At 71.1% G+C, this 26,389-nt stretch carries 22 protein-coding genes; 12 read left to right on the top strand and 10 right to left on the bottom strand.

The features are described from left to right. Positions 1-1,197: an ROK family protein gene (locus tag ACIQPR_RS13855; RefSeq protein WP_403646715.1), complete on the bottom strand. Its 1,197-nt coding sequence runs from the start codon at positions 1,195-1,197 to the stop codon at positions 1-3. Positions 1,198-1,377: 180 nt separating this feature from the next. Here ACIQPR_RS13855 and ACIQPR_RS13850 point away from each other — a divergent pair, with 180 nt between their 5' ends. From ACIQPR_RS13850 to ACIQPR_RS13825, 6 genes are all read left to right on the top strand, one after another. Then, positions 1,378-3,135, top strand: a complete 1,758-nt coding sequence (locus ACIQPR_RS13850; RefSeq protein ID WP_403646713.1) for a peptide ABC transporter substrate-binding protein — start codon at positions 1,378-1,380, stop codon at positions 3,133-3,135. 3 nt (positions 3,136-3,138) lie between these two features. Further along, positions 3,139-4,098 carry an ABC transporter permease gene (locus tag ACIQPR_RS13845; protein WP_403646710.1) on the top strand — a complete coding sequence of 320 codons (960 nt, stop codon included), beginning with the start codon at positions 3,139-3,141 and terminating at the stop codon, positions 4,096-4,098. Next, on the top strand, positions 4,095-4,943 hold the full coding sequence (locus ACIQPR_RS13840) for an ABC transporter permease (RefSeq protein ID WP_403646707.1): 849 nt from the start codon (positions 4,095-4,097) through the stop codon (positions 4,941-4,943). Before ACIQPR_RS13845 ends, ACIQPR_RS13840 begins: the two co-directional genes overlap by 4 nt. Then, the gene (locus tag ACIQPR_RS13835; protein WP_403646704.1) at positions 4,940-6,595 is read left to right on the top strand and encodes a dipeptide ABC transporter ATP-binding protein; all 1,656 of its coding nucleotides are present in this window, start codon (positions 4,940-4,942) and stop codon (positions 6,593-6,595) included. Before ACIQPR_RS13840 ends, ACIQPR_RS13835 begins: the two co-directional genes overlap by 4 nt. Beyond that, positions 6,592-7,542 carry an ROK family protein gene (locus ACIQPR_RS13830; protein WP_403646702.1) on the top strand — a complete coding sequence of 317 codons (951 nt, stop codon included), beginning with the start codon at positions 6,592-6,594 and terminating at the stop codon, positions 7,540-7,542. Before ACIQPR_RS13835 ends, ACIQPR_RS13830 begins: the two co-directional genes overlap by 4 nt. Positions 7,543-7,670: 128 nt before the next feature. Further along, a complete protein-coding gene (locus ACIQPR_RS13825; RefSeq protein WP_403646699.1) occupies positions 7,671-9,068 on the top strand; it encodes a glycoside hydrolase family 43 protein in 1,398 nt (465 codons plus the stop codon). A gap of 69 nt (positions 9,069-9,137) precedes the next feature. Here ACIQPR_RS13825 and ACIQPR_RS13820 read toward each other — a convergent pair whose 3' ends face one another. Further along, positions 9,138-10,103 carry an ABC transporter substrate-binding protein gene (locus tag ACIQPR_RS13820; protein ID WP_403646696.1) on the bottom strand — a complete coding sequence of 322 codons (966 nt, stop codon included), beginning with the start codon at positions 10,101-10,103 and terminating at the stop codon, positions 9,138-9,140. Positions 10,104-10,467: 364 nt separating this feature from the next. Between ACIQPR_RS13820 and ACIQPR_RS13815 the strand changes: the two genes are divergently transcribed. From ACIQPR_RS13815 to ACIQPR_RS13800, 4 genes are read left to right on the top strand one after another with little or no spacing between them, the layout of a single operon-like run. Then, positions 10,468-12,960 (top strand): ATP-binding protein, encoded by a 2,493-nt coding sequence (locus ACIQPR_RS13815; RefSeq protein ID WP_403646693.1) that lies wholly within the window; start codon positions 10,468-10,470, stop codon positions 12,958-12,960. Continuing rightward, positions 12,957-13,433 carry a roadblock/LC7 domain-containing protein gene (locus tag ACIQPR_RS13810; RefSeq protein WP_019071413.1) on the top strand — a complete coding sequence of 159 codons (477 nt, stop codon included), beginning with the start codon at positions 12,957-12,959 and terminating at the stop codon, positions 13,431-13,433. Before ACIQPR_RS13815 ends, ACIQPR_RS13810 begins: the two co-directional genes overlap by 4 nt. A gap of 36 nt (positions 13,434-13,469) precedes the next feature. Next, positions 13,470-13,925 (top strand): DUF742 domain-containing protein, encoded by a 456-nt coding sequence (locus tag ACIQPR_RS13805; protein ID WP_403646690.1) that lies wholly within the window; start codon positions 13,470-13,472, stop codon positions 13,923-13,925. Next, entirely contained in the window at positions 13,912-14,511 is a 600-nt protein-coding gene (locus ACIQPR_RS13800; protein ID WP_401937813.1) for a GTP-binding protein, read from the top strand. The genes ACIQPR_RS13805 and ACIQPR_RS13800 overlap by 14 nt, the downstream gene beginning before the upstream one ends. A 65-nt stretch (positions 14,512-14,576) precedes the next feature. Here ACIQPR_RS13800 and ACIQPR_RS13795 read toward each other — a convergent pair whose 3' ends face one another. Genes ACIQPR_RS13795 through ACIQPR_RS13785 form a run of 3 tightly spaced genes read right to left on the bottom strand, consistent with a single transcriptional unit; the run spans position 14,577 to position 17,079 of the window. Beyond that, the gene (locus ACIQPR_RS13795; RefSeq protein WP_403646687.1) at positions 14,577-15,245 is read right to left on the bottom strand and encodes an ABC transporter permease; all 669 of its coding nucleotides are present in this window, start codon (positions 15,243-15,245) and stop codon (positions 14,577-14,579) included. Further along, positions 15,242-15,952: an ABC transporter permease gene (locus ACIQPR_RS13790; protein ID WP_403646684.1), complete on the bottom strand. Its 711-nt coding sequence runs from the start codon at positions 15,950-15,952 to the stop codon at positions 15,242-15,244. Before ACIQPR_RS13790 ends, ACIQPR_RS13795 begins: the two co-directional genes overlap by 4 nt. After that, positions 15,949-17,079, bottom strand: coding sequence for an ABC transporter ATP-binding protein (locus ACIQPR_RS13785; protein WP_403646681.1), 1,131 nt, complete (start codon positions 17,077-17,079; stop codon positions 15,949-15,951). The genes ACIQPR_RS13790 and ACIQPR_RS13785 overlap by 4 nt, the downstream gene beginning before the upstream one ends. A 244-nt stretch (positions 17,080-17,323) precedes the next feature. Between ACIQPR_RS13785 and ACIQPR_RS13780 the strand changes: the two genes are divergently transcribed. Together ACIQPR_RS13780 and ACIQPR_RS13775 are read left to right on the top strand one after the other, a co-directional pair. Further along, positions 17,324-18,190 (top strand): dolichyl-phosphate beta-glucosyltransferase, encoded by an 867-nt coding sequence (locus ACIQPR_RS13780; protein ID WP_403646678.1) that lies wholly within the window; start codon positions 17,324-17,326, stop codon positions 18,188-18,190. Continuing rightward, positions 18,187-20,361, top strand: a complete 2,175-nt coding sequence (locus tag ACIQPR_RS13775) for an ArnT family glycosyltransferase (protein ID WP_403646675.1) — start codon at positions 18,187-18,189, stop codon at positions 20,359-20,361. Before ACIQPR_RS13780 ends, ACIQPR_RS13775 begins: the two co-directional genes overlap by 4 nt. A 65-nt stretch (positions 20,362-20,426) precedes the next feature. Here the strand turns inward: ACIQPR_RS13775 and ACIQPR_RS13770 are convergent, their stop codons facing one another. Genes ACIQPR_RS13770 through ACIQPR_RS13750 form a run of 5 tightly spaced genes read right to left on the bottom strand, consistent with a single transcriptional unit; the run spans position 20,427 to position 26,242 of the window. Next, a complete protein-coding gene (locus tag ACIQPR_RS13770) occupies positions 20,427-20,969 on the bottom strand; it encodes a hypothetical protein (protein ID WP_403646672.1) in 543 nt (180 codons plus the stop codon). Then, complete coding sequence (locus ACIQPR_RS13765; RefSeq protein ID WP_403646669.1) at positions 20,966-22,099, bottom strand: hypothetical protein; 1,134 nt, start codon at positions 22,097-22,099, stop codon at positions 20,966-20,968. Before ACIQPR_RS13765 ends, ACIQPR_RS13770 begins: the two co-directional genes overlap by 4 nt. 27 nt (positions 22,100-22,126) lie before the next feature. Next, entirely contained in the window at positions 22,127-24,178 is a 2,052-nt protein-coding gene (locus ACIQPR_RS13760; RefSeq protein WP_403646666.1) for a hypothetical protein, read from the bottom strand. Then, positions 24,175-25,254 carry a hypothetical protein gene (locus ACIQPR_RS13755; protein WP_403646664.1) on the bottom strand — a complete coding sequence of 360 codons (1,080 nt, stop codon included), beginning with the start codon at positions 25,252-25,254 and terminating at the stop codon, positions 24,175-24,177. The genes ACIQPR_RS13760 and ACIQPR_RS13755 overlap by 4 nt, the downstream gene beginning before the upstream one ends. A 16-nt stretch (positions 25,255-25,270) precedes the next feature. Beyond that, positions 25,271-26,242, bottom strand: coding sequence for a hypothetical protein (locus ACIQPR_RS13750; RefSeq protein WP_403646661.1), 972 nt, complete (start codon positions 26,240-26,242; stop codon positions 25,271-25,273). Positions 26,243-26,389: the final 147 nt, after the last annotated feature.

The following is a 26,389-nucleotide window of genomic DNA, read 5'->3' as shown; positions in this document are numbered from 1 at the left end:
TCAGGAGTGGTGGGTGCCGGTGACCGTGTGCAGGGCCTGCGCCAGAGCGCGCTGAAGGGCGAACTGGCCCGCGCCCACGAGCCCCGCGTCCGCGCCGAGGCTGGCGCGTTCGATCACCAGGTGCTCGGTGACCAACGGGTGGCAGCCTTCGTAGAGTTGGCTGCGGACCGCCGCGACGAAGGGCTCCAGGGTGGAGAGGATGCCGCCCAGGTACACGGCGTCCGGGTTGAAGAAGTTGACGTTGGCGGCGAGGACCTGGCCGAGGTAGCGGCCGGCCTGGCGGACCGCCCGGGTGGCCTCGGGGTGGGAGTCCGTGGCCAGCCGTACGACGTCCTCGGTGGAGGTCACGTCGAGGCCGTGGCCGCGCAGGATGCGGACGAGGGCGGCACCGGAGGCGACCGTTTCGAGGCAGCCGGTGTTGCCGCAGGAGCAGGGGATGTCGTGGGCGGCCTCGACCCGGACGTGGGTGATCTCGCCCGCGGCGCCGGTGCCGCCGCGGTAGAGGCGGCCGTCGGCGATGACGCCCGCGCCGATCGCGGTACCCGTCTTGACCATGATCGACTGGCGGCGTTCGGCGGGCTGCACGGTGTGCTCGCCCACGGCCATGCAGTTGGCGTCGTTCTCGATGGCCGCCGGGACGCCGAAGCGGTCCTCCAGCCAGGCCCGGACCGGGAAGCGGTTCCAGCCGGGCATCCGGGACGGGAGGGTCACCACACCGCGCGCGACGTCGACCGGGCCCGGCAGCGAGAGCCCGACCCCGCGCAGCAGCTCCGGGCCGCGTCGTTCGGCGAGGGCGGTGAGCGTCTCGGCGAGACCGGGCAGCGCGGCCTCGGGGCCGTCGGCCGTCGGGAAGGGGACGGTCGAGACGTCGGTGAGTCCGCCGCCGGGCAGTACAACGCCCACATGCGCGTGCTTGCCGCCGAGTTCGGCCGCGACCGCGAAGCCGTCGCTGCCGCCCAGCCGGAGCACCTTGCGCGGCCGGCCGCCGGTGGAGGACCGCGTGCCGTGCTCGGCGACCAGGCCCAGGGAGACCAGCTGGCCCACGGCCAGGGAGATCGTCGAGGGCGCGGCGCCGAGGAGTTCGGCGAGATCGGTGCGGGTGGCGGCCTGCCCGGAGGCGAGGAGTTCGAGGACGTGCTCGGCCAGTGAGGAGACGCCCGAGGTGCTCTTCCGGCGCTGGGCACTTTTTTCAGGCATGAAGGAAGTTACTTCCGGATCGGCGATCGAGGCGACGAGCGTAAGTCACCCGCACACCTTGTGCCCTTTTTCCAGAACGGCAGTAACAGGCTTTTTACAGCGGCACGCCTGTTTCTTCGCCCACACGGGTCGTTGACTGTCCTCACTCCCGCCTCCGCCCCTCTTTTTCCGAGGAGAACCATGTCCCCTGTCCGCACGAGACTCCTCGCCGGTGCCTCCGTGACCACGGCCTCGCTGCTGCTCGCGGGCTGTTCCGGGTCGAGCGGTACGTCGTCCGCCGGATCGCGCGACGCGATCAACTACGCGCTGCCCGCGAACTTCACCCCGAACTGGATCCTCCCGATCGGCACCGCGGCCCACCTCAACACCAACAACATCTCCATCGCGAACGCGCTGTGGGAGCCGCTGATCGCCTACGACGGCTCGACCGGGACCATGGGCTGGAACAAGAAGGGCTCGGTGGCGACCGCGGCGGACTTCGCGGCCGACAACAAGAGCGTCACGATCACCCTCGGCGAGCGGCACTGGAGCGACGGGAAGCCGATCACCTCGGCCGACGTGAAGTTCTGGTTCGACCTCATCAAGGCGAACAAGGCGCAGTGGGCGGGCTACAACCCGGGCAAGGCGCCGGACAACTGGACGTCCTTCAAGGCCGTCGACGCCCGGCACTTCACCATCACCTTCGACAAGGCCTACAACCCGCAGTGGATGCTGGCCAACGAGCTGAGTTCCATCACCCCGCTCCCCCAGCACGTGTGGGACAAGGCCGGGGACGCCAAGAAGGACTGGACGTACCTCAACAGCGCGGCGAAGAACATCAACGGCTATGCCACGAACGCCCTGTGGAAGACGATCAGCGGCCCCTACGCCGTGCAGTCCTTCTCCACGGCCGGCAAGGTCGTCCTGACCGCCAACGCGAAGTACGACGGCGGTGAGAAGCCCGGCATCCCCACCGTGAACCTCCTCCCCTTCACGACGGCGGACGCGGAGAAGAACGCGCTGCGGTCCGGGTCCGTCGACTACGGCTACATCGAGGCGACCGACCTCGACCAGAAGGCGAGCTTCACCGCCCAGGGCTACACGGTGAAGCCGTGGTCGGGCTGGGCGATCACCTACATGCCGTACAACTTCAACAACCCTTCCATGGGTGCCGTGTTCAAGCAGCTCTACGCCCGGCAGGCCGTGCAGCGGTCCATCGACCAGGCCGGTCTGTCGAAGGTCATCTTCAACGGGACGGCGGTACCCGGGTACGGGCCCGTCCCGCAGGCGCAGACCTCGTCGTTCCTGTCGGCCACGCAGCGGAGCAACCCGTATCCGTTCTCGACCTCGGCCGCCAAGTCCCTGCTCACCAGCCACGGTTGGACCGAGCAGGGCGGGGTCATGACCTGCACGAGTCCGGGCACCGGTGCCGCGCAGTGCGGTGCGGGGGTCGCCAAGGGGACGGAGTTCCGGATGCGGGTGCTGTCGCAGTCCGGTTCGACGGTGACCGACAACATGATGAGCGCGATCCAGTCCTCGCTGGCGAAGACCGGCATCGCGTTCTCCATCAAGACAGCGCCCGTCAACTCCGTGCTCTCGCAGACCCCGCAGTGCACGTCCACGCAGTCCATCTGCTCGTGGCAGCTGTCCTACTTCGGTACGGCGGGCAGCTGGTACTTCCCGGCCTTCCCGACGGGCGACTCGCTCTTCCAGACGAAGGGCGGCGCGAACTTCGGCGACTACTCCAACACCGCCGTCGACAAGCTCATCTCCCTTTCCACGACGTCCAGTTCGACGCAGGCGGTCCAGGACTACAGCGCGGCCCTCGCGAAGGATCTGCCGGTGATCTGGCTGCCGGAGCCCGACTACCAGATCTCCGTCGTCAAGAACGGCCTCGGCGGGTTCTCCCAGGACCCGCTCGCCAACTTCCACCCGGCACAGTGGAAGTGGACCGGCTGAGGCATGGACACCCTCCTGTATCTGACCCGGCGGACCGCCCAGGCGCTGGTCGTCGTCCTCATCGTGACGGTCGTGGTCTTCGGTCTGCTGCACGCGCTGCCCGGGGGTCCCGCGCGCGGGATCCTCGGCCCGCAGGCCACGCCCCAGCAGATCACGCTCTTCAACCACGACCAGGGGCTCGACCGGCCGCTGCCCGTGCAGTACCTGTACTACCTGCGGCAGTTGCTGCACGGCGACCTCGGCACGTCGTACACCCTCAACGAGGCCGTGTCCCAGCTCATCGCGCAACGGCTGCCGAAGACACTGGTGCTGACCGTGCTGTCGGCGGTGGTCGGGCTGCTGCTGGCTCTTCCGCTGGGCATGTGGCAGGCCGTGCGGCGCAACCGGCCGGCCGACTACGTCATCACCGCGCTGAGCTTCGTGGCGTACTCGACTCCCGTGTACTTCCTGGGACTTGTCCTGGTGATGGTCTTCACGCAGGCCGTGCGCTGGTTCCCGTCGCAGGCGCCGCAGGGGGACACGGTGGGGCAGGTCCTCGCGGATCCGGTGGCGTTGGTGCTGCCGGTGGTGACCGGGGCGGCCTCGATGGTGGCCGTGTTCAGCCGGTACATGCGGGCCGCGACCCTGGAGAACCTCTCCGAGGACTATGTGCGGACCGCCCGCGCGGGCGGTTCGCGGCAGACGGCGATCCTCTTCCGGCATGTATTCCGGAACTCGCTGACTCCGGTGATCGCGATGCTCGGGTACTACGTGCCGGTGCTGTTCGGGGGCGCGCTGGTCGTCGAGCAGCTCTTCAACTACCCGGGGATGGGGCTGTTGTTCTGGAGTGCGGCGCAGTCGTCCGACTATCCGGTGCTGCTCGGGTGCGTGCTCGTGATCTCCGTCGCGACCGTGGTGGGGACGCTGCTCGCGGATGTCGTGCAGCGGGTCGTGGATCCCCGGGTGAAGGGGGGTCCGGCGTGAGTGCGCAGAGTACCGCGCCCCTGAGAGCGCGCTTCGCCCGCAACAGGCTCGCCGTCGCCGGACTCGCAGTGGTCGTCCTCTTCTTCCTGTTCTGCTTCCTCGGCCCCCTGCTCCACTCCACCGACCAGACCCACACCGACCTCACACAGGTCAACCTCCGCCCCAGCGGCTCCCATTGGCTCGGCACGGACGCCGTCGGGCACGACGAACTCGGGCGGCTGATGTACGGCGGGAAGGTGTCGTTGCTCGTCGGGCTCGCGGCCGGCGTGCTCGCCACCGTCATCGGGACGCTCTGGGGGTCCGTCGCCGGGTATGCCGGCGGGTGGGTCGACGCCGTCATGATGCGGGTCGTGGACGCCGGGATCGCGATCCCCGCGCTGTTCATCCTGTTGGTCGTCTCCGCGATCACCACACCCGGTGTGTTGGGGCTGATCGTCATCCTGGGGCTGGTGTCCTGGCTGGTGCCCTCGCGGCTCGTGCGGGCGGAGACGCTGACCCTGAAGCGGCGCGACTACGTGCTGACCCTGCGGGCCATCGGCGGTACGCACGGGCGGGCCATCGTCCGGCACATCCTGCCCAACTCGGTGTCGACGATCGTCGTCGCGGCCACGTTCCAGGTCGCCGACGCGATTCTGCTCGTGGCCTATGTGTCCTATCTGGGGCTGGGGGTCCAGCCGCCGGCCACCGACTGGGGCGGCATGCTCTCGGCCGGGCTGACGGCCGCCTACTCGGGGCGCTGGTGGCTGATCGTGCCGCCGGGCCTCGCGATCATCCTCGTCGTGTGCGCGTTCAACGCGATCGGTGACGGGCTGCGGGACGCCTTCGACGTGAGGGGACGCGGATGAACGACATCCTGGAGATGGACGACCTGGGCGTCACCTTCGCCACGGAGGGCGGTGACGTGCCCGCCGTGCGCGGGGTCTCGTTGCGGGTCGCGCCCGGCGAGACGCTCGCCCTGGTCGGTGAGTCCGGGTCGGGCAAGTCGACCGTGGCGCTCGCCGCCCTCGGGCTGCTGCCGGGCAACGCCCGTGCGTCCGGGGGAGTTTCGGTCGGCGGTACGAACGTGGTCGGGGCCGGTGAGGGCGAACTCGCGCGGCTGCGGGGCCGTATCGCCTCGATGGTCTTCCAGGAGCCCGCCACCGCGCTCGATCCGCTGACCCGGATCGGCGGGCAGATCGCGGAAGTCGTCCGCAATCATCGGGACGTGTCGCGGCGGGAGGCGGCGGCCGAGGCCGTCGAGTTGCTGCGCAGGGTCGGGATTCCCGACCCCGAACGGCGGGCCTCCGCGTTCCCGTTCCAGTTGTCCGGCGGACAGCGGCAGCGGGTGGTGATCGCCATGGCCATCGCCAACTCGCCGGGGCTGCTCGTCGCGGACGAGCCGACCACCGCGCTCGATGTCACCGTGCAGGCCGAGATCCTGGATCTGCTGCGGGCGTTGACCGTCGACGCGGGCACCGGCGTGCTGCTGGTCACGCACAACATGGGGGTCGTCGCCGACTTCGCCGACCGGGTCGCCGTGATGCTGGACGGGGAGATCGTGGAGACCGGGACGGTGGCGGACGTGCTGTCGCGGCCCACGCACGCGTACACCCGAAGGCTGCTGGCGGCCGTGCCCCGGCTCGCGGTGGCCGAACCGGCGGACGCCGTGCGCGAAGCGCCCGTCGAGGGGGCGCCGGTGGTCGAACTCCGGGGTGTGGGGGTGCGGTTCGGGCGCGGGCCGCGGGCCGTGCGGGCGCTGGACGACGTGTCGCTGACCGTGCGGGCCGGGGAGACCGTGGGGCTCGTCGGTGAGTCCGGGTCCGGGAAGTCGACCGCCGCGCGGGTGGCCCTGGGGCTGGTCGCACCGGACTCCGGGGACGTCTCGCTCTTCGGGACCGATCTGCGCGCGGCGCGCGGACGGGCCCGGCGGGCGCTGCTGGCCGGGGTCGGTGTGGTGCTCCAGGATCCGGTGGCCTCGCTGGACGCGCGGATGAGCGTCGCGGAGTGCGTGGCCGAGCCGCTGCGCGTGCACCGGCCCGGCACGGGGGCCGCACAGCGGCGCGAACGGGTCGCCGAAGTGCTCGAACTGGTGCGGCTGCCGGCGGAGTTGGCGCGGCGCGGGCCACGTGAGCTGTCCGGTGGGCAGCGGCAGCGGGTGAGTCTCGCGCGGGCGCTGGTGCTCGCGCCGCGGCTGCTGGTCGCGGACGAGCCGACGAGCGCGCTGGACGTGAGTGTGCAGCGGACCGTGCTGGAGGTGATCGCCGAGTTGCAGGCGGAACTGGGCTTCGGGTGTCTCTTCGTGTCGCACGACCTCGCCGTGGTGCAGCGATTCGCGGGCCGGGTCGTGGTCATGCGGGGCGGGCGGGTCGAGGAACAGGGAGCGACCATGAGCACCCTGCTGCATCCGCGGAGCGCGTACACGCGTCGGCTCGTCGACGCCGTGCCCGTGCCCGATCCGGTGCTCCAACGGGAGCGCAGAGCACGCCGGTCGGCGTCGGGGACGGAGGCCGTCGGGTGAGCGGGGCCCCCGAGGTGGTGGCCGGCGTCGACATCGGCGGGACCACCACGCAGGTCGTGCTGTGCGCGGACCGGCTCGACGTCCTGGACCGGGCGGAGGTGCCGACCCCGGCGAGCGAGGGCGGGGCCGCGATGCTCGCCGCCGCCCTCCGCGCGCTACGGCTGCTGCTGGACCGTACGCCCGCCCGGCTGCTCGGGGTCGGGGTCGGGGCGGCCGGGCTGGTGGACGCGCGGGCCGGGCGGATCCTGGTGGCGAGCGACTCGTTCCGCGACTGGGCCGGGTTCGAGGTGACGGCCGCGATCGAACGGGCCCTGGAGGTACCGGCGTTCCTCGACAACGACGTCAACGCGTTTCTGCGCGGGGAGGTCGCGAAGGGGGCCGTCGCGGGTGCGGAGCACGTCCTCGGGATGACGCTCGGCACCGGGGTGGGCGGCGCGTTGTGGCTGAATGGCGCCCTTTACGACGGGCCGCGCGGGGCCGCGGGCGAGATCGGGCATGTGCCGGGGTTCGGTGAACTGCCGTGCACCTGCGGCGGACGCGGGCATCTGGAGACGCTGGCGTCGGGGCGGTCGATCGCGGCCCGGTACGGGGAGCGGACGGGGGCGGACCGCAGCGCCCGCGCGGTCGCCGAGGCGGCCCGCGAGGGCGACCCGGACGCGCTCGCGGTGTACCGGGAGGCGGGCCGCGGGGTGGCCCGTGCGCTGCTGATCACGGCCGGGCTGCTGGATGTCACGACATGTGTGATCGGCGGGGGCGTCAGCCGGTCGTGGGAGCTGATCGGGTCGGCCGTGCGGGAGACGCTGGCGCTGGAGCCGCCGGTGAGCGGTCGTCCGGTGCGGGTGCTGCCGGCCCGGCTGGGCGGTGACGCGGTGGCGGTGGGGGCGGCGGCGCGGGCGCGGGCGGAACTGCCGATCCACACAGGGGGCACCCAGCAGACGCCTACGTGAACGGTGAGATCCGGCCAAGCACGGCCGTGTGATTGACGCGCAGACGCCCCCTCCTTACCTTCTGATCGGTTTACCGAACTACGTTCGTTATACCGAACATTGGGCCGCTCGTCACCCCTGGAGAACACATGGCCGTCCCCCCGCTCCCCCACCCGTCCCGCCGCACGTTCCTCGGCATGGCCGCGACCGTCCCGCTCGCGGCCACCGGCGCGCTCACGCTCGGCGCCGGCAGCGCGCGGGCGGCGACCGACTCGGCGTACGTCATGTGCTACTTCACCGAGTCGCCGACCTTCCTGGGCGCCGACTACGGACTGCACCTGGCGGTCAGCCTCGACGGGCTGGAGTGGACCCCGCTCAACCAGAACGCCCCCGTCGCCACCCCCACCGCGGGCTCCCTCGGCCTGCGCGACCCGTTCATCCTGCGCAAGCAGGACGGCACGTTCGTGGTCCTGGCGACCGACCTCAACGGCACCGACTGGTCCTACGTGAGCCAGTACATCCACGTCTGGGACTCCACCGACCTGCGCACCTTCACCGGCTACCGGCGGATGAAGGTGCACAGCCTCGACACCCACGCCTGGGCGCCGGAGTCCTACTGGGACGCGGGGCGCGGCCAGTACGGGGTGATCTACTCGGCCGTGAACGACAGCGGCCACAACGTCATCATGGTCAACTACACCAGCGACTTCGTGACCGCCGGCGATCCGCAGGTGTTCTTCGACCCCGGCTACGACGTCATCGACGGTGATCTCGCGGTGGGCGTGGACGGGGTCAACTACCTCTACTTCAAGAAGAACTCGACGCTGGTCGGCGCGAAGTCCACCTCACTGGACCCGGGCAGCTTCACCGAGTTCAGCACGGCGGTCTCGCACAACGGCACCGAGGCGCCGACCCTGGTCAAGTCCCTCTCGTCCGGCTCCACCTGGTACCTGTGGGGCGACACCTGGGACCCCAACGGCGTCTTCTACGCCTGGCAGAGCAGCAGTCTGGCCGCCGGGACCTGGACGGCCGTGGACCAGAAGCTCTACACCCAGCCGCTCAACTCCAAGCACTGCGGCATCCAGCCGATCACCGCGACCGAGTACACCAACCTCGTGGCGAAATGGGGCACTCCGGCCTGGAACCGGCTCAAGTCCTACAACTACCCGGCCCGTTACGTCCGGCACTCCAACTTCGTCGGCCGCATCGACGCGTACGCCTTCGACCCGTACACCGACTCGCAGTGGACGCTGGTGCCGGGCCTCGCGGACAGCGCGGGGGTGTCCTTCCAGTCGGTCAACTACCCGACCCGGTATCTGCGGCACTACAACTACGCGCTCCAACTCGACGTGAACGACGGCACGTCGACGTTCGCCGGGGACGCCACGTTCTACCGGACGGCGGGCCTGGCGGACTCCACCTGGGCGTCCTTCCGGTCGTACAACAACCCGACCCGCTACATCCGGCACTCCAACTACGTGCTGCGCATCGACCCGATCTCGACGGCGACGGACCAGCAGGACGCGACGTTCCGCGTCGGCTACTGAGTCCGTCCGGGTACGACGACGCGGGTGCCTCCCGGAGAACGGAGGCACCCGCGTCGGGGCGGCAGTACGTCAGCTCAGGCCGGCCGACTTCAGCCAGGCCTTCGCCACGTCCAGCGGGTCCTTGTTCTGGGACTGGACCTGGGTGTCGAGGTCCAGCAGGGTCGCCGTGTCGAGCTTCGCGGAGATCGCGTTCAGGGCGGCCACACCGGCGGCGGACAGGCCGCTCTTGTAGACCAGGGGCTGCACGTTCTCGAAGCCGAAGAGCCGCTTCGGGTCCTGGAGCGTGACGTGCTTCTCCTTGGCGATGGTCGGGTCCGTGCTGAAGAGGTCCGCCGCCTGCACGGTGTTCTTCTTCAGCGCGGCAGCGGTCAGCGTGCCGCCCGCGTCCAGCGCCTTGAAGGACTTGAACTCCAGGCCGTAGACCGACTTCAGGCCCACCAGGCCCTGCTGCCGGGTCTGGAACTCCGGCGAGGCGCCGATGACCAGGTCCTTGGCGATGGACTTGAGGTCGCCGATGCTGGACTCGGACGTGAGGTTGTACTTCTTCGCGGTCTCCGCGTTGAGGGTGACCGTGTCCTTGTCCTCGGCGGCGGCCGGCTCCAGCAGCGTCAGCTTGGTGTCGAGCTTGGCGTTGATCGCGGCCGTGGTGGCGGCGACGGTCGTCGGGGTCGCCTTCGGGTCGAGGTAGGCCAGCAGGGCGCCGTTGTACTCGGGCAGCACCGTGATGGAGCCGTTCTTGAGCAGGCCGTAGCTCGTCTCACGGCTGCCGATGTTCGGCTTGTAAGTGACCTTGACGCCCTTGGCCTTGAGGGCCTCGCCGTAGATGTCGGCGAGCAGGGTGCTCTCGGCGAAGTTGTTCGAGCCGACGACGACCGTGTCACCGCTGGCCTTGCCGCCTCCCGAGAGGGGGTTGTCGGACTTGCTGTCGGAGGACGATCCACATCCCGTGACAAGCGCAGCCGTGGCGGCGAGGGCGATGGCCGCCGCGCCGGGGTACCTAGTGCTGGACCAGCTGTTCTTCGCTTTAGAAGTCACAATTCCCGTTCCGGGGTTGGATGTTGACACAGGCGTGCAGGCATGGCTGTGGCGTCCCCACGCGGGGCGTGAACGCCGCACTCCGCTGATCCAATCCAGCCGGTTCTTGGTCAGTCAAGAGAAGTCCGGTCACCGATTGGCCTCAATGAGTGCCCAGTTGTGAAGGAGGCGTAAACGGACCGGTCACGAACGCGGGCGCTTTGTAATTGATTCTTGACGTAGGGCGACGCACTTGATCGATCGAAGAGGCGGTAGTCTCCCCGGAGTTGGCGTCGGTCACAGCGGTGTGCGGGGGCCGCTTGGATCAAAAACAGTCACGTGTGACGCTGCGCGTACCGTGACAACACCCCACGAAGGAGGCCTGGTGTCCATACGGGGCTTCGCAGACCGTTGGCCCTTCAGGCGCAAGCTCAATCTGCTCGTCGGCGTGCCGCTCGCGGTGGTCGCGGTGCTGCTGGCGTATCTCATCGCCGATGAGATCGGGCAGTCGACGGACGCGAGCGACGCGGCGCAGCTGGTGCGTGACAGCGGCCAGGTCGCCAGGCTGGTGAACCTCGTGGAGGCGGAGCACCAGCAGGCCATCCTGCTCTCCGTCCGCTTCGAGGCCACCAACGACGGCGGCACGCCCTCGCAGAGCGCCTACCGCAAGGCCCAGCAGGCCGTGGACCGGCAGGTCGACAAGGTGCGCGACACCTTCGGCGACCGGCTGCCGGCCGGCGAGGCGCAGGCCCTGCTGGAGATCAACGGCCTGGAGACGCTGCGCAACACCGTCGAGCAGAGCTATCTGCCGGCCGACAACATCGACCCCGCGTACACCAGCGCCTCGGACGGGCTGATCGACGGGCTCGACCTGGAGCACAACGCGAACCTCGCCACCACCTTCACCGGCAACCTGCTGGACTCCGTGCTGCGGGCCGATGCCGCCCACAGCTCGTTCGAGACCAGCGTGTTCTCGGCGACGACCGGTGACAGCAACGCGCTGATCGAGTTCACCAACGCCGTCGGCTCCTACGACCTGTACACCTACCAGGCCTCCCGCTTCGCCCGGTTCGCCACCGAGGCGCAGGCCGACGAACTGTCCGGCATCGAGCACACCGCCCCGCAGCGGGAGATCGCCGAGGCCTACGCCGAGTTGCAGGTCGACCCCAGCGGACTCCAGGCCGAGTCGCCGGGCGCGGTCCGCAAGGCGTTCGCGGACGCCATGAGCGACTACCCCAACTATCCGCAGCAGGCCGCGGCCCGGCTGAAGATCACCAACTCGCTGATCGACCAGATCGCCACCCGCGCCGACAACGCCTCCAGCTCCGCGTCCTGGCGCGCCGGGATCCTGCTGAACCTCTCCCTGCTCGGCTTCGTGCTGTGGCTGTTCTTCGTGGTGATCGTGCGCCGCTCGGTGGTCCGCCCGGTGCAGGCCCTGACCGGTGCCGCCAAGCAGGTCGCCGAGGTCGCGGGCCGTGAACTGGCCCGGGTCGCCGACGACGACGCCGAGGACGACGGCCCGCCCATGCTGCGGGACATGCCGGTCACCGCCAAGGACGAGATCGGCGACCTGGCCGAGGCCTTCAACCATGTGCAGACCACGGCCGCCGCGCTGCTGGCCCGACAGGTCGTCAGCCGCCGCAACATCGCCGAGATGTTCGGCAACGTCGGCCGCCGCGTCAGCAACCTGACGACCCGTCAGCTCGCGCTGATCGACGCGGTGGAGCGCGGCGAGACCGACCCGGCGCTGCTGGAGCGCCTCTACTCCATCGACCACATCGCGGTCCGGCTGCGGCGCAACGCGGACAGCCTGATGCTGCTCGCCGGCATCCGCGAGACCGTGCTGGACGGCGGCCCCACCGAACTCACCAACGTCGTACGGGCCGCGCTCGGCCAGATCGAGGGCTTCCAGCGGGTGGGTCTGCGGGCCGACACCGAGATCATGGTGGAGCCCGACATCATCGGCGACCTCACGCTGATGGTCGCCGAACTCCTGGAGAACGCGGTGTCGTTCTCCCCGGCGGGCAGCCCCGTCGAGGTGGTCGTGCGCACCGACGGCGACGACGCGCTGATCGTGGTCGCCGACCACGGTCTCGGGATGAGCGCCGACCGCATCGCCGAGGAGAACGCCCGGCTGATCCGCCGCGAGCGTCTGGACGTGGTGCCGACGAAGGTGCTCGGCCTGTTCGTGGTCGGTACGCTGGCCCGCCGCTGGGACATCGACGTCGCGCTGGCCCGCACCCCGGGCGGCGGTGTGACCGCCGAGGTCACCATCCCGGCGACGCTGCTGCTGCGGATGAGCACGCTGACCTCCGGCGGCGCCTCGCAGGCGCACGCGGGACCGGAGAAGGCGCTCGCGCCCGCCGGGACCGGGGCGTTCAACTCCCTTGAGGAGCAACGCCGTCCGGCTCCCTCCTGGGCCGCCTCGGACTCCGGACCGCGCCCGTCGATCACCCTGAACAGGCCCGAGCCGGTCGTGACCGAGCAGGTGCGGGCCGAGGACGAGCCCGCCCCGCTGCCGCGCCGGGTCTCCCGCTACGAGACCGCGCCGAGGGCCGCCGCCGCTCCCCCGCCGCTCACCCACCACGCCCCCGCGGACGACTCCGCCGCGTTCGACACCGACCCGGGGGGCTCCCGCCCGCTGCGTCGGCGGGTCAAGGGCGCCACCCTTCGTACGGGCGCCGACGACGCCGCCCAGCAAGCCGCCAGGCAGGCCCCCCGGCCCGCCGACGCGGACGCCGTCCGCTCGGCCCTCGAAGAGTTCGAGGCCGCCGTGGAGCAGGCCAACCGTGACAGCGACACCATCACGGGCCTGCGTCCGACGGACGCGATCCACCCGCACGACCGGAACAATCTCCCGAAAGGAGCGGAGCAGTGAGTACGTCGACAGGTGAAACTCCCAGGGGAGGCACCACGCCGGCCGAACTGCAGGCAGCGGCGGCCGATTTCAACTGGCTGCTCAACCGTTTCGCGACGGAGACCGCGGGTGTCGTCGACGCCATCGCGGTGTCCTCCGACGGCCTGCTGATCGCCGTGGCGGAACTGCGCGAGCACGCCCACTCGGAGCGGCTCGGGGCCATCGTCTCCGGCATCACCAGCCTGGCCGCCGGCGCCTCCGGCAACTACGGCCTGGGCGGCCTGAACAAGGTCATCATCGACCTGGAGGGCGGCCACGTCCTCGTCTCCGCGATCGGCAGCGGTGCCGTCCTCGGCGTCGTCACCGACAAGGAGGCCAAGCTCGGCAACATCGCCTACGAGATGACGCTGTTCGCCAACCGTGCCGGTTCCGCGCTCAACCCGCAGCTGGTGCTCCAGCTGAAGAACAGCGTCGGCGCCGCTTCGGCTCGGTGACCGGTCCCCGACCGGTCGAGAGAGGAACAGCCAGTCATGTCCGACGGCCGCACACCGAGCGGTGCCGGCGCGGACGGGGCCACACCCCCGGGTCGCGATCCGGTGCGCGCCCCCTCCGCCGTACGGCCGTTCCTGGTGACCGCCGGCCGGGTGGCGGGTGCGGGCGCGGCCGACTCCGGACGGCCGATCCCCGTCGAGACCCAGGTGGTGGCGACGGCCGCCGGACTCGACGTGCTCGACCGGCTCTCCTTCGAGCGCCACGACATCGTCGCCGCCTGCCGGCAGCCGCAGTCCCTCGCGGAGATCGCGGCCCGGCTGCGGCTGCACCTGAACGTGGTGCGGGTCCTGGCCGAGGACCTGCGTGCCGCCGGGCAGTTGACGGTGCACGTGCCGAACACCGACATCATCCATGACGCATCCGTCCTGCGAAGGGTCATCGATGGCCTCCGCGCCATCCCCAACTCCCGGGGAGTACTCCGTGACACCGACTGAACCGGTCGCCCGCGGTGCGGCTGCGCAGACCGCCGTACGACCGCCGCTGCCGGTCAAGATGGTCGTCGCGGGCGGCTTCGGCGTGGGCAAGACCACGACCGTGGGCGCGATCTCCGAGATCGAGCCGCTGACCACCGAGGCGGCGATCACCGAGGTCGCGGCGGGCGTGGACGACCTGTCCCACACCCCGCGCAAGACCACCACCACGGTGGCGATGGACTTCGGCTGCATCACCATCGACCCGACGCTGAAGCTCTATCTGTTCGGTACCCCCGGGCAGGACCGGTTCGGCTTCATGTGGGACGACATCGTGGAGGGCGCGGTCGGCGGTCTCGTCATCGTCGACACCCGCCGGCTCGACGACTGCTACGCGGCCGTCGACTACTTCGAGCACAAGCAGATCCCGTTCGCGGTCGCCCTGAACGCCTTCGACGGCAAGATCGAGCACTCCCTGGACGAGGTCCGCTGGGCGCTCGACGTCAACGAACGCGTCCCGGTCATCGCCTTCGACGCACGTGAGCGCGGCTCGGTGCGGGACGCGCTGCTGGTCGTGCTGGAGCTGGCGCTGGCGCGCACGGAGAACTGAGCGCGCCCGGATCGCGGGAAGGGGGGTGGAGGGCCGTCGGCCCTCCACCCCCCTTGCCGTGCGCGTCAGTTGCTGCGGCGCACCCCCGGCGACACCGCGAGCCGCGCGATGCCCCAGAAGACCGCGAGCGTCACGAGAGCCATCCCGGCGACCAGGGTGGCGCCGCCGACGACCTTCTCGTAGTTCTTCTGGTAGAGGCCGTCGATGATGTAGCGGCCGAGGCCGCCGAGGCTGACGTAGGCCGCGATGGTGGCGGTGGAGACGATCTGGATGGCGGCCGAGCGCAGACCGCTGAGGATCAGCGGGAGCGCGGACGGCAGTTCCACCTGGAAGAGGATGTTCGTCTCGTTCATGCCCATGCCGCGGGCGGCGTCGACCGGGGAGGGGTCGACGGAGCGCATCGCCTCGTACGTGGTGACCAGGATCGGCGGTACGGCGAGCACGACCAGCGGGATCATCACCGGCACCAGGCCGAAGCCGATCAGCACGAACATCAGCACCAGCAGGCCGAAGCTGGGCAGCGCGCGGGCGCCGGTGGCGATCAGCGAGAGGGTGTTGCCGCCGCGTCCGGTGTGGCCGGTCAGCAGGCCCACGGGGAGGCCGATGGCGGCGGCGATGGCGAGCGCGAGCAGCGAGTACTGGACGTGTTCGCGCAGCCGGGTGGGGATGCCGTCGTAGCCGTGCCAGTGGGTGCTGTCGCTGAAGAACAGGTTGATGTAGTGGAGTACGTTCACCGGGCTGCGTCCTCCAGTACGGGTGCGGCCGGTTCGGGCCGGTCCTCTGCGGGGCGGGCCTTGCGGTTGCCGCGCGGCATCCAGGGCGTCAGCAGCAGGCGTACGCCGACCAGGACGGCGTCCACGACGATGGCGAGGACGGCGGTGGTGATCACGGAGAGCCAGATCAGGCGCGGCTGGTGGTAGATCTGGCCGTCGTTGAGGAGGTTGCCCAGCCCGCCCTGGTTGCCGATCAGCATGCCGACGCTGACCAGGGAGATGCTGGAGACGGTCGCCACCCGCAGGCCGGCGATGATCGCGGGCACGGCGATCGGCAACTGCACCTGGAGATAGCGGCGGACGGGCCCGAGGCCCATCGCGGTGGCCGCGTCCAGGGTCTCCTGGGGCACCGAGCGGACGCCGTCGACGATCGCCGGGACGAACACCACGAGGCTGTAGACGCCGAGCGGGATCATCACGGTGGTCTCGGTCTGGCCGGTGTAGTCGATGAGGACGACGAAGAAGGCCAGCGAGGGGATCGCGTACAGCACGGTCGTCACCCACAGCACCGGCGGGTACAACCAGCGCAGCCGCACACAGAGTTGGGCGATCGGCAGGGCGACGACCAGGCCGACGAGGACCGGGATCACGGCCTCGCGCAGATGCAGCCCGATCAGGCCGAGGTAGCTGTTCTGGAGGTCGCTGGGGATGCGGAACCAGTCGTTCATCCGACGGCCTTCGTGTCCGGGCGCACCGCCGCGTGCGCGCTGCGGATCGCCTCGCCCACGGCCTGCTGCGACACCACGCCCACCACCCGGCCGGTGTCGTCCACGCCGACCGCCCAGCCGGTGGGCGACAGCACGGAGCCGTCGAGCGCGGCGCGCAGCGAGTCCCGGCCGGCCGCGAACGGGCGGCCGTGGGACAGGAGTCGGGCGGGGTCGACGGGACCGGCGGCGAGGGTGCCGGGCTCGCTCCAGCCGAGCGGCCTGCCGTCCAGGTCGGTGACGAGGAGGTAGGGCACGCCGGGTGTGGTGCGTTCGGCGATCTGCTCGGCGCTGGAGTCGACGGCGACGATCGGGGACGTCTTGAGGTCGAGGCCCGCGGAGGAGAAGAAGGACAGGCGGCGGATGCCGCGGTCGGCGCCGAGGAAGTCCTCGACGAAGGCGTCCGCCGGGTCGGACAACAGCTCGGCGGGCGGCGCGAACTGGGCCAGCTTGCCGCCGGTGCGCAGCACCGCGACCATCGTGCCGAGCTTGATGGCCTCGTCGATGTCATGGGTGACGAAGACGATCGTCTTGCCCAACTCGCCCTGGAGGCGCAGGAGTTCGTCCTGAAGTCCCTTGCGGACCACCGGGTCGACGGCCGAGAACGGCTCGTCCATCAGCAGCACCGGCGGGTCCGCGGCCAGCGCGCGGGCGACCCCGACGCGCTGCTGCTGGCCGCCGGAGAGCTGGTAGGGGTACCGCTTGGCGAGGGAGACGTCGAGGCCCACCCGCTCCATGAGTTCGGTGGCGCGCGTCCTGGCCTTGTCCTTGCTCCAGCCGAGCATGCGGGGCACGGTGGCGATGTTGTCGATGATCGTGCGGTGCTGGAAGAGACCGGCGTTCTGGATGACATAACCCATGGACCGGCGCAGGGTGTTGACCGGCTGCTTGGTGATGTCGGCGCCGTCCAGGAGGATCTGACCCTCGCTGAGGTCGATCATCCGGTTGATCATGCGCAGGGTCGTCGTCTTGCCACAGCCGGAGGGGCCGACGAGGACGGTGATCGAGCGGTCCGGTATGTCCAAGGACAATCGGTCGACCGCCACCGTGCCGTCCGGGTACCGCTTGGTGACTGAATCTATCCGTATCAAAGCGCCGAATACCCTTCGGATGTGGCAGAAACTGCCCGTTCCTGGCCGCTGTCTCAGGCCGTTGAGGGCAGAGTCTAGACGGCTTGTGTTGCGGGAACCCGGCGGGCACCGACCCGCTTTCGGCTGCCGCTTCCTGGGGGTACGGGGCGGATCCACTGTGCCCTTCCTGTGAGTCCGCTGATTCTCATCGATCGTTCAGCGAAGGCACAGCAACGGCCCAGCCACGGCCCGGATCGTCGGCGTCATGAGCGAACAGAACGCGGGAGGCGTCCGGCAGCGGTCGGTCGAGGTCGTGGTGCCGGTGTACAACGAGGCGCACGTCCTCGCCGACAGTGTCGGCCGTCTCCACGCATACCTCGAATCGTCCTTCCCGTTCCCGTTCACGATCACCGTGGCGGACAACGCGAGCACCGACGCCACCTGGCAGGAGGCGCTCGACCTCACCCGGCGGCTGCCGCACGTGCACGCCGTGCACCTCGACGCCAAGGGCCGGGGCCGCGCGCTGAAGCAGGTGTGGAGCCGCTCCGAGGCGGACGTGGTCGCGTACATGGACGTCGACCTGTCCACCGGCCTCGAAGGCTTCCTCCCGCTGGTCGCCCCGCTGCTGTCCGGCCACAGCGACGTGGCGATCGGCAGCCGGCTGCACCGGCAGGCGGCCGTGGAACGCGGCGCCAAGCGGGAGTTCATCTCCCGCTCCTACAACCTCCTCCTCAAGGCGGGCCTCGGCGCCCGCTTCTCGGACGCGCAGTGCGGCTTCAAGGCCGTGCGCACCGAGGTGTTCCGAGCGCTCGCCCCGCACATCGAGGACACCGCCTGGTTCTTCGACACCGAACTCCTCGTCCTCGCCCAGCGCAACCGGCTCCGCATCCACGAGGTCCCGGTCGACTGGATCGACGACCCCGACAGCCGGGTCGACATCGTCCGTACCGCCCTCGACGACCTCAAGGGCATGCGCCGCATGTTCCGACGGACCGTCACCGGCCGCGCCCGCATCGCCGCCGTGCCCCACCGCACTCTTTGGACCGCCACGACCGCCGAGGTCACGCCCGCCCGGGCGGGAGCCGACGCGCGCATCGCTTCCCGCTCGGAGAATCTGGAGTACGCGTCATGACGACCCTCGCCCCGCCGCCCCACCAGGAGGGCGCCCGCCGCTCGCACCGGGCGGGCCCGCCCGTCGACGGCGGCCTCGACTCCCGCGTCAGAAGGCTCTTCACCGGCCCGGCGGAGGACCCGCGCTGGGCCCGCCCGGCCCTGTGGGCGATCCTGCTGCTGGCCACGGCCCTCTACGCCTGGAACCTGACCTCGATCACCGGCAACACCTTCTACGACGCGGCCGTCTACAGCGGCACCAAGAGCTGGAAGGCGTTCTTCTTCGGCGCGCTCGACTCGGGCAGCTTCATCACGGTCGACAAACCACCGTTCGCCCTCTGGGTGATGGGCCTCTCCGCCCGCGTATTCGGTTACGGCACCTGGCAGTTGATGCTGCCGATGGTCGCGGCCGGCACCGGCTCGGTGGCCCTGCTGTACCGCAGCGTCAAGCGTGACTTCGGCGCGGTCGCGGGCACGATCTCGGCGCTCGTCCTCGCTCTGACCCCGATCACGGTCGCCATCACCCGGGACACCAACCCGGACCCGATCCTCGTCCTGCTGATGATGCTCGGCGCGCTGGCCCTCCTGAAGGCCGTCCGCAACGGCAAGTTGATGCCGCTGGTGTGGTCGGCGGTCGCGATCGGCTTCGCGTTCAACACCAAGATGATGCAGGCGTACGTCGTCCTGCCCGCGTTCTTCCTCGTCTACCTCTGGGCCACGAACGTCTCCCTCGGCAGGCGGATCCGCAACCTCGCCGTCGCCACCGTCGCGCTGGTCGTCTCCAGCGCCTGGTGGATGGTGATCGTCGACCTGATCCCCGCGTCCTCCCGCCCCTACATCGGCGGCTCCACCGACAACACGGTGTGGGACCTGGTCATCGGCTACAACGGCTTCGGCCGGATCTTCGGCGCCAGCTCCTCGGTCGGTTCGCAGGGCAACGGCGCCTCGTTCGGCGGAAGTTCGGGCCTGTACCGGATGTTCAACGAGATCATGGGCGGCCAGATCTCCTGGCTGATCCCCTTCGCGGCCGTCGCGCTCGTCGGCGGTCTGGTCCTGCGGGGCCGCGCTCCCCGCACCGACGCCAAGCGCGCGGCGCTGATGCTCTGGGGCGGCTGGTTCGTCCTGCACTTCCTGACCTTCTCGCTGGCCGAGGGCACCTTCCACCCGTACTACGTCACGGCCATGGCGCCCGGTATCGCGGCCCTGGCGGGCGGCGGCGGAGTGCTGCTGTACCGCGCCTTCCGTGAGGGCGCCGCCGCCAAGTGGGCGTGGGTGCTGCCGGTCGCGGTCGCGGCCAGCACGGTGTGGGCGGTCGTCCTGCTCCAGCGGGTCTCCGGCTCGGGCGCGGTCTACACGGTCGCGGAGATCGTGGTCGCCGTGGCGGGCGCGGCCTCCGTACTCGGCCTGCTGGTCGGCCGGTTCACCCGGCGCCACCGGCTGACGGGCTTCGCGGCGCTCGCCGCGGTCGTCGCCCTGCTCGCCGGTCCCGCGGCCTACTCGGTCTCGGCGGCGACCTCCTCGACCAACGGCACCAACCCGACGGCCGGTCCGAGCACCGGCGGCGGAATGGGCGGCGGCATGGGGGGCGGTGGCGGTATGGGCAGCGCGCCGAGCGGCAGCAAGTCCGGTACGAAGCCCAGCGGTTCGGGGTCCGGCACGATGGGCACGCCCCCGTCGGGCGGTACGGCTCCCTCGGGCACCGGCACGGCCAAGAGCGGCAGCGGCTCCTCGACCGGCGGGTCCACGTCCGAGTCCGCGTCCGGATCCACGTCCGAGTCCGGTGGGCAGCAGGGCGGCGGGGGCGGCATGGGCGGCGGCACTCAGGTCTCGTCCGAGATGATCGCGTACCTCAAGAAGCACCAGGACGGGGCGACCTGGCTGCTGGCGGTGTCCACCGACCAGACGGCGTCCTCGATCATCCTGGAGTCGGGACAGCCCGTGATCTCCATGGGCGGCTGGTCCGGCAGCGACAACGCGATGACCCTCGCCAAGCTCAAGTCCCTGGTGAAGTCGGGCAAGTTGCACTACATCATCGTCAGCAGCGACGGTGGTCAGGGCACCAACTCCGAGATCGCGACCTGGGTCAAGGCGCACGGCACGGCGGTCAAGTCCTCGGCGTACAGCAGCGGTTCGTCCACGACCTCGTCGTCGAGCAGCGGTCTGTACCGGCTGGACGCCTCCGACGTCAGCTGATCGACTCCCGAGAACGATTCCCCCAGAGGGCGGGTCGCCGGACTTCCGGCGGCCCGCCCTCTTCGTCAGTCGTCCGACGAGTGACAGCGCCTCGGGAACGTGGTGTCGCCGTCGGGTGTGGCGAGGAAGAACACGTCGATCCTGACCTTGCCGCTCTCGCCGCCCTTCCAGTAGCCCCGCTTGGGGGCGTGCCGGAAGCCGGACAGGCCGCCGGTGAGGTAGCGGTTGACCTTCTCGGCGGCCTCCTGCCCGGCCTCGGGCTGCGGCGCCGTACCGAAGGAGAGCACGAAGCCGGCCGTACGGTCCGCCACCCCGGCCTGGCGCAGCTGGGCGGCGAGTTGGGACCTCACGGAACCCGCGCTGCCCGTCGAGACGGTGAAGCTGCACGGTTTGAGCACCAGGCCCCGTTCGGCGACCTGGGGGGACGGGGACTCGCTGGGCGGGGCGGAGGAGGACGGTGAGGGCGAGGCGGTGGAGCTGGTCCGTTCCTCTCGGGGCAGGGAACCGAGCGCGATGACCAGGAGCAGCAGAAGCAGGTCGGCGAAGAGCCACCCGGCCAGCAGCACGGTACGGCTGACCGGGCTGCCGCTCCGGGGCCGGGGGCTCACAGGTCGTCCCGGTAGGGGGACGGCGGCTCGTGGCGGTCGATCCACTCCAGGACCGAACGGGCCGCGTCGTAGAGGATGTTGGTGCGCTCGGTGAAGACGACCAGTGACTCCCCGAGGTCGCGGGCCAGTTCGCGGACCGAGGCGACGGCGAGGTCGTGCCGGTGGATCTCCTGGCCGGCGGTCTCCTGGGCGGCGCGCAGGTCGGTGACTAGCGCGTCGAGGGAGGCGCGGAGCCGTTCCTCGTCGCGGGCGGTCTCCTGGCGGATGCGGATCAGGTCCTCGGCCAGTTCGCTGGGCAGCCGGAGCGTGCGGACCAGCGCGGTCAGTTCGTCGACCGTCTTCGTCCAGCCGTCCAGCGCCGTCTGGATCCGGCTGCCGGGTCCGGACTCCATGACGGTGACGATCTCCTCGGAGGCGCGGCGCAGCGCGGTCTCCAACTGCTGTGTGCTGGCGTTGAGTTGGGCGCCGAGCCGGTCGGCGCTGCGGCTGTCCAGGGGTTTGCCCGCCGGGCGGGCGGCGGGGGTGGCCAACAGGAAGGTGGCCAGGGTGAGTTCGTGCCCGAGTTCGCGGCGCGCGTCCTCGCGGGAGAGCCGTCTGTCCCGGCTGCGCTGCACCATGTGCACGACCAGGGTGAGCGTGACCACGAGGACGATGAGCAGGGTGACATGGATCGCGGAGGTCCCCAGGGTGACCGTCGTCCGGTGCGGCGGGGCGCCTTCGGGGAAGCCGCGGGCCCAGCCGAGCAGGAAGGGGTCCCGGCTCTTCGTCGCGTCGTAGGCGTGCAGGGCGTCGCGCAGTCGCCACCAGGTGAGCGCGATGGGCGCGAACACCAGGACGTCGCGGAGCACGCCGAGCCAGCTCTCGACCGTGGCCGAGGTCCTCGTCGGCGCGTCGGGCAGCAGGATGTCGGGCGGGTAGGCGGTGACCAGGTCCGTGCCGGCGAGCGTGGCTCCGCCCGCCTCCAGATCGCCGACGATCCGGTCCAGGACCCGGGTGTCCGTGCCGTCGGCGCGGGCGCGGTCGGCGAACTCGCGGAGCCTCGCGGCGACATCGCCGAGTTCCGGTGCGCCGCCGGACCGGGGTGCCGGGACGGACGATTGCGGGGCTGCTGTCTCTTCAGTCGATGTCATGCGGTGTCATTCGTCCGATTCACGGGATCAGGTCCGGGAGGTCAGCAGGATGTAGGCCACCGCCAGCAGGATCAGGACGATGGCGGCGGCGAGGACGAGGATGAAGGCCGTACCGTCCGAGCGTCCGAACAGGCCGGGCTCCTCGGGGCGCCCGGGTGGCCGGACGGGCGGGCGCGGTTCGGTGGCGGGGTGCGGGGCGAGGTGCGGGGCGGGCCGGTCGGGCGCCTGCTCGGCGGCGGGCGGCGGCTGCCGTGGGTACGGGTTCGGGGCCGGTGCCGGGGCCGGTGCCGTCGTGGGCCGGGAGGCGGAGTCCGTGGACACCGCCGGTGGGCCGGCGGTCGGGCGCCGGGTGCCGTTGTCGAGCCGATGGCCCTCCTCGCGGAGGTAGCGGTCGGAGGCCTCCTTGCGGATCGGCCACTCCGCGCTGTCGTCCGCCGCCCGCTCCAGCGCGGCGGCGAGCAGTCCCGAGGGTGCCCGGTCCCCGGCGTGCCGCATGAGGGCGGTGGCGTTCCCGGCGGACAGCGAGGGGCCGTAGGCGGCGGACAGCAGCAGGCGGTAGCACTCGCGTTCCTTGACCGGGTCGTGGTCGGCGATCCGCTCGACCTGGCTCAGCAGCAGGTCGTTCTCGTACCAGACGTGGGTCACGTCCGCGTGGCCGTCCTGCCGGTCGGCGGCGGAGCCCAGCCAGCGGCGGAGCACGACGTAGGCCGCGTCCGGGAACCTGTGCCCGTAGTCCGCGACGAAGTCCACGAGCACGGTGGCGGGGGTGGCCGCCAGCGTCTCGGGGCGGTCGAGTTCGGAGTCCATCAGACCGAGGCTGAGGGCGACGACCAGCAGGCGCAGATGCTGGGGGTCGATCAGGTCGAGCCCGCCGTCCGGCAGCCGCCGGCGGAAGGCGGCGGCGACCGTGCGGGGCTCGGGGCGGGCGGCGGCGATGGCCTCCACCAGCGGGTCCGCCGCCGGCTCCAGCACCCCGAGGCAGCTGCGCAGGGCCCCCTTCAGGACGATGTCGCGCAGGTCGGGGTGGCGCACCGCGCGCAGTTCGTCGGGGCCCCAGCGCCGTACGACCGCCGCCAGCCAGTCCACGGGTTCGTAGCACAGCTCCGCGGCCAGGCGGGTGTGGACGGTGGGGAGGTGACCGCGGGTGGCGAGGAGTTCGTCGTCGACGAGGACGTCGAGGTCGAGCCGGGGCTCCGCGATACGGCCGTCCACGACCGGCACCGAGCGCTGCCAGGCGGCGACGTCGTCGGCCCCGGCGAGCGGGTGCTGCGGGCGGATCCGGGCCAGCGCGGTGTGTCCGCAGGACAGGTACAGCTCGGTCAGCTGCCCGGCGAAGCGGGGGCCGTCCGGGTCGGGGGGCACGGTGGCGGGTTCGACGCGCAGTCTTCGGTTGACGTAGTACGACGGGGGTGGCGGGGCGGTGAGGAAGACGACCCGCGGCTGGTGGCCGCCCACGTCGGTGGACTCGCGGCCGGCGAAGGTCCACGGCCGGCCGGTCACCGGTCCGACGATGTCGAGGAGGGCCGTCATCATCGGCAGGGCGAGGCTCGGTCTGGTGATGACGGTGAAGTCGGCGGCGGGTTCGCCCAGGACCCGCCCGAGCAGTGCGGTGAGCTGCTCGGGCGGTATGCCGGCGGCCCGTTCGCGCAGGCCGGCCAGGCCCGTGGCGGAGGCCTCGCTCAGGTCGGCGAGGTCGAGCGGGTCGAGCACGGCGGACGCTCCGGCCGGTTCGGTCTCGCGCCAGCCGTCCCAGTCGTGCAGGCCCAGGGCGAGGCGCGCGTCGATCGTCCGGGGGTCGCCGACGAGGGCGTGGGTGAGGGTGGCGCCGCCGCGCCCGTGCACATTGCGGGCGGGCAGTTTGCGCAGGACGGCCGCCTCGTCCTCGAAGACCAGGTGGACCAGGCTCGCCGTGTCGTCGGTGTCGTCGTGGGCGCCTTCCCTGGCGGCCCAGACGTACTCCAGGCGGCCGGCCCAGCGGTCGATGGTCGGTGCGCCGGAGTGGGCGACGGGGCGGACTCCCGCGTTGCCCTCGCGGTTCCGTTCGGCCCAGCCGAAGAGGATCTGGTGGACCGTCGTCATCCGGTGCCCTCCTGGCCGAGGTCGGTGGGGCCGAGGACCCCGCACAGCGCGAAGAGCGTGAGCATGGGTTTGAGGGTGCGGCGCGGTTCGAAGCCGCCCTTCGGGGAGCGCTGGACGCCGTCCTCCTCCACGGGTTTGTGGCCCGTGGCGGAGGCGAAGTGCAGGGTCGAGCGGGCGCAGCGGACGAACGGGGCCAGCCAGCCGCGGGCCCCCCGGGAGCTGAGCAGCGCGTAGGCGTCCTCGCTCTCCGCCTCCACGGTGCGCAGGTCGAGTTCCTCGTCGGGCGAGGTGTCGCGGAACCAGCGGTCGACCAGGCTCTCGTGGTGCCGGAGCAGATCGCACTTGCCGATGACGACGGCGGCGGGCAGCGGCAGGAACTCCGTCCCGTCGAAGCCGCGCAGCTGTCCGATCTTCTGGAGCACGACGTCGAAGGACGGGTCGCCGAGGACACCGCCCTCGGTGGCGGTCAGTCCGCGGATCCGGGTGGGGTCGACCACGAAGACCAGGGCGCCCACCGCGCCGAGGAAGGGCACCTGGGCCTCGTGGTTGGCGAGCCACTCGCCGGAGACGTCGAAGAAGGCGACGGCGAAGCTGCGTCCGGTGTGCCGGTTGTGGATCCACAGGGCGTCGGTGAACTCGGGCGGCGCGGGCGGTGTGCCGTCGAGTCCCTGGCCCTGGTCCAGGAACGGGCGAACGACGTCGCGCAGATACCGCTGGTGCAGCCTCAGGTCGAGCCCGCCGACGGACAGGCCGAGCCGGGACATCCGGTCGGCGTCGGAGAGCATGCCGATCATGGCGGCCAGCAGATGGGTCTTGCCGGCGTGCGACTCGCCCACGACGCCGATGACCAGGGGCTCGCCGAAGTCGCCGTAGCGGCCGGGCAGGACGTGCGGTTCACCGCCGCCGCCCTCGCAGAGCCGGTAGGCGTCGAGGGTGCGGTAGTTCCAGCTCACCTCGTCCTCGTCGGTGGCGCGCACCAGCGGTTCGGGGCGGCCGTCGGTGTTCATGGTGACGATCTGGGCCCGTGCCCAGTCCACGGTGTTCAGGCAGATGGGGCACCTCACGCGTGCTGCCACGTCCTCCTCCTCCGGGTCAGCTCAGCGCCACGACGACGAGCAGCACGACGACCGCGGCCAGCAGGGCCACGGCGGTGATCGCGGTGCGGGAGGGGCGCCGCACCGGCGCCCCGCCGCCGAACGTGGCCGGCGGCCGGTAGGTCACGCGGGCGGCGCCCGGGGACCGTGCGGGCGGCTGGTGGGGCGGTGCCGCGGTCCGGGCGTTGAACGCGCGCTGCCGGGCCCGCAGTTCACGGAAGTTGTCGCGGGCCTGCGCCTCCTGGCCGACGCGGGAGCGCGGCCCCGGGGCGTCCGGCGCGGCGCCGCCCGGGCCGCGGCCGGGCCGGCCCTCTCGGCGCTGCCGCAGGGCGTAGCCGCTGACGCGGTCCCGGGCGAGGTCGGTGAAGACCCGGTCGAGGAGGGTGCGCAGGCTGCTGTCGAGGTAGCGCGTGCGCTCGCGCATGTCCGGGGTCGGGCCGATCTCCTCGCCGGTCGCGAGGTGGAAGATCACGGCACCGGCCGCGTAGACGTCGTCGCGGCAGTCGGCCTTGCCGAGGCCCGCGGCCTGTTCGGGGGACCGCCAGGGGTCGGACCCGACCGGGCCGCGGCGGTCCTCGCCCTCGTGCGCGCCGAGGTAGAACTCGGCGAGCCGGATGCCCTTCCCGTCCCACAGCAGGGTCTCGGGTCTAATGTCCCGGTGCACCAGGCGCAGTTCGTGGAGTTGGGTGAGGACGGCGATGATGCCGTCCACCGCGGTCCACAACTGTCCTGGTGTCAGCGGGAGTTGGTCGCGCACCTCGGACAGCGGGCGCCCGCGCCGGGTGGTCACGAGGAAGGGCGCGCGGCCGTCCGGCCGGTGTCCGACTACCCGGGTCAGCTGGCCCGGATAGCCGGTGACGCCGAGCCGGCGCACCAGCGTGTCGGCGTTCTTGACGGCGCGGCCCAGTTCGCGCCGGGCCTCGTCGGTGTAGGCGATGCGCTGGAGCACCGGCTCCCCGCCACTGTGCACCAGTACACCGCGTCTTTCCCGGAATCCGTTCCGGGCGTCCTCCCCCTGATCAAAATCAATCTCGAAGATCGATTTTTCGGCTTCGCGGCCACCACAGGTGATCATTTCCAAGCGCTCGATCAAGCCCGCCCCCGAATAGTGTGCTCA

This window comes from Streptomyces sp. NPDC091280 (assembly GCF_044768565.1).
Classification (GTDB): domain Bacteria; phylum Actinomycetota; class Actinomycetes; order Streptomycetales; family Streptomycetaceae; genus Streptomyces.
This window is presented reverse-complemented; position numbering and strand designations above follow the sequence as displayed.

Bases quoted from the DNA above. Each gene is read 5' to 3' on its own strand.
- ACIQPR_RS13775 (WP_403646675.1), top strand. From the start codon at position 18,187: ATGACGACCCTCGCCCCGCCGCCCCACCAGGAGGGCGCCCGCCGCTCG.
- ACIQPR_RS13790 (WP_403646684.1), bottom strand. From the start codon at position 15,952: ATGAACGACTGGTTCCGCATCCCCAGCGACCTCCAGAACAGCTACCTC.
- ACIQPR_RS13835 (WP_403646704.1), top strand. From the start codon at position 4,940: ATGAACGACATCCTGGAGATGGACGACCTGGGCGTCACCTTCGCCACG.
- ACIQPR_RS13765 (WP_403646669.1), bottom strand. From the start codon at position 22,099: ATGACATCGACTGAAGAGACAGCAGCCCCGCAATCGTCCGTCCCGGCA.
- ACIQPR_RS13805 (WP_403646690.1), top strand. From the start codon at position 13,470: ATGTCCGACGGCCGCACACCGAGCGGTGCCGGCGCGGACGGGGCCACA.
- ACIQPR_RS13760 (WP_403646666.1), bottom strand. From the start codon at position 24,178: ATGACGACGGTCCACCAGATCCTCTTCGGCTGGGCCGAACGGAACCGC.
- ACIQPR_RS13850 (WP_403646713.1), top strand. From the start codon at position 1,378: ATGTCCCCTGTCCGCACGAGACTCCTCGCCGGTGCCTCCGTGACCACG.
- ACIQPR_RS13780 (WP_403646678.1), top strand. From the start codon at position 17,324: ATGAGCGAACAGAACGCGGGAGGCGTCCGGCAGCGGTCGGTCGAGGTC.
- ACIQPR_RS13855 (WP_403646715.1), bottom strand. From the start codon at position 1,197: ATGCCTGAAAAAAGTGCCCAGCGCCGGAAGAGCACCTCGGGCGTCTCC.
- ACIQPR_RS13845 (WP_403646710.1), top strand. From the start codon at position 3,139: ATGGACACCCTCCTGTATCTGACCCGGCGGACCGCCCAGGCGCTGGTC.
- ACIQPR_RS13825 (WP_403646699.1), top strand. From the start codon at position 7,671: ATGGCCGTCCCCCCGCTCCCCCACCCGTCCCGCCGCACGTTCCTCGGC.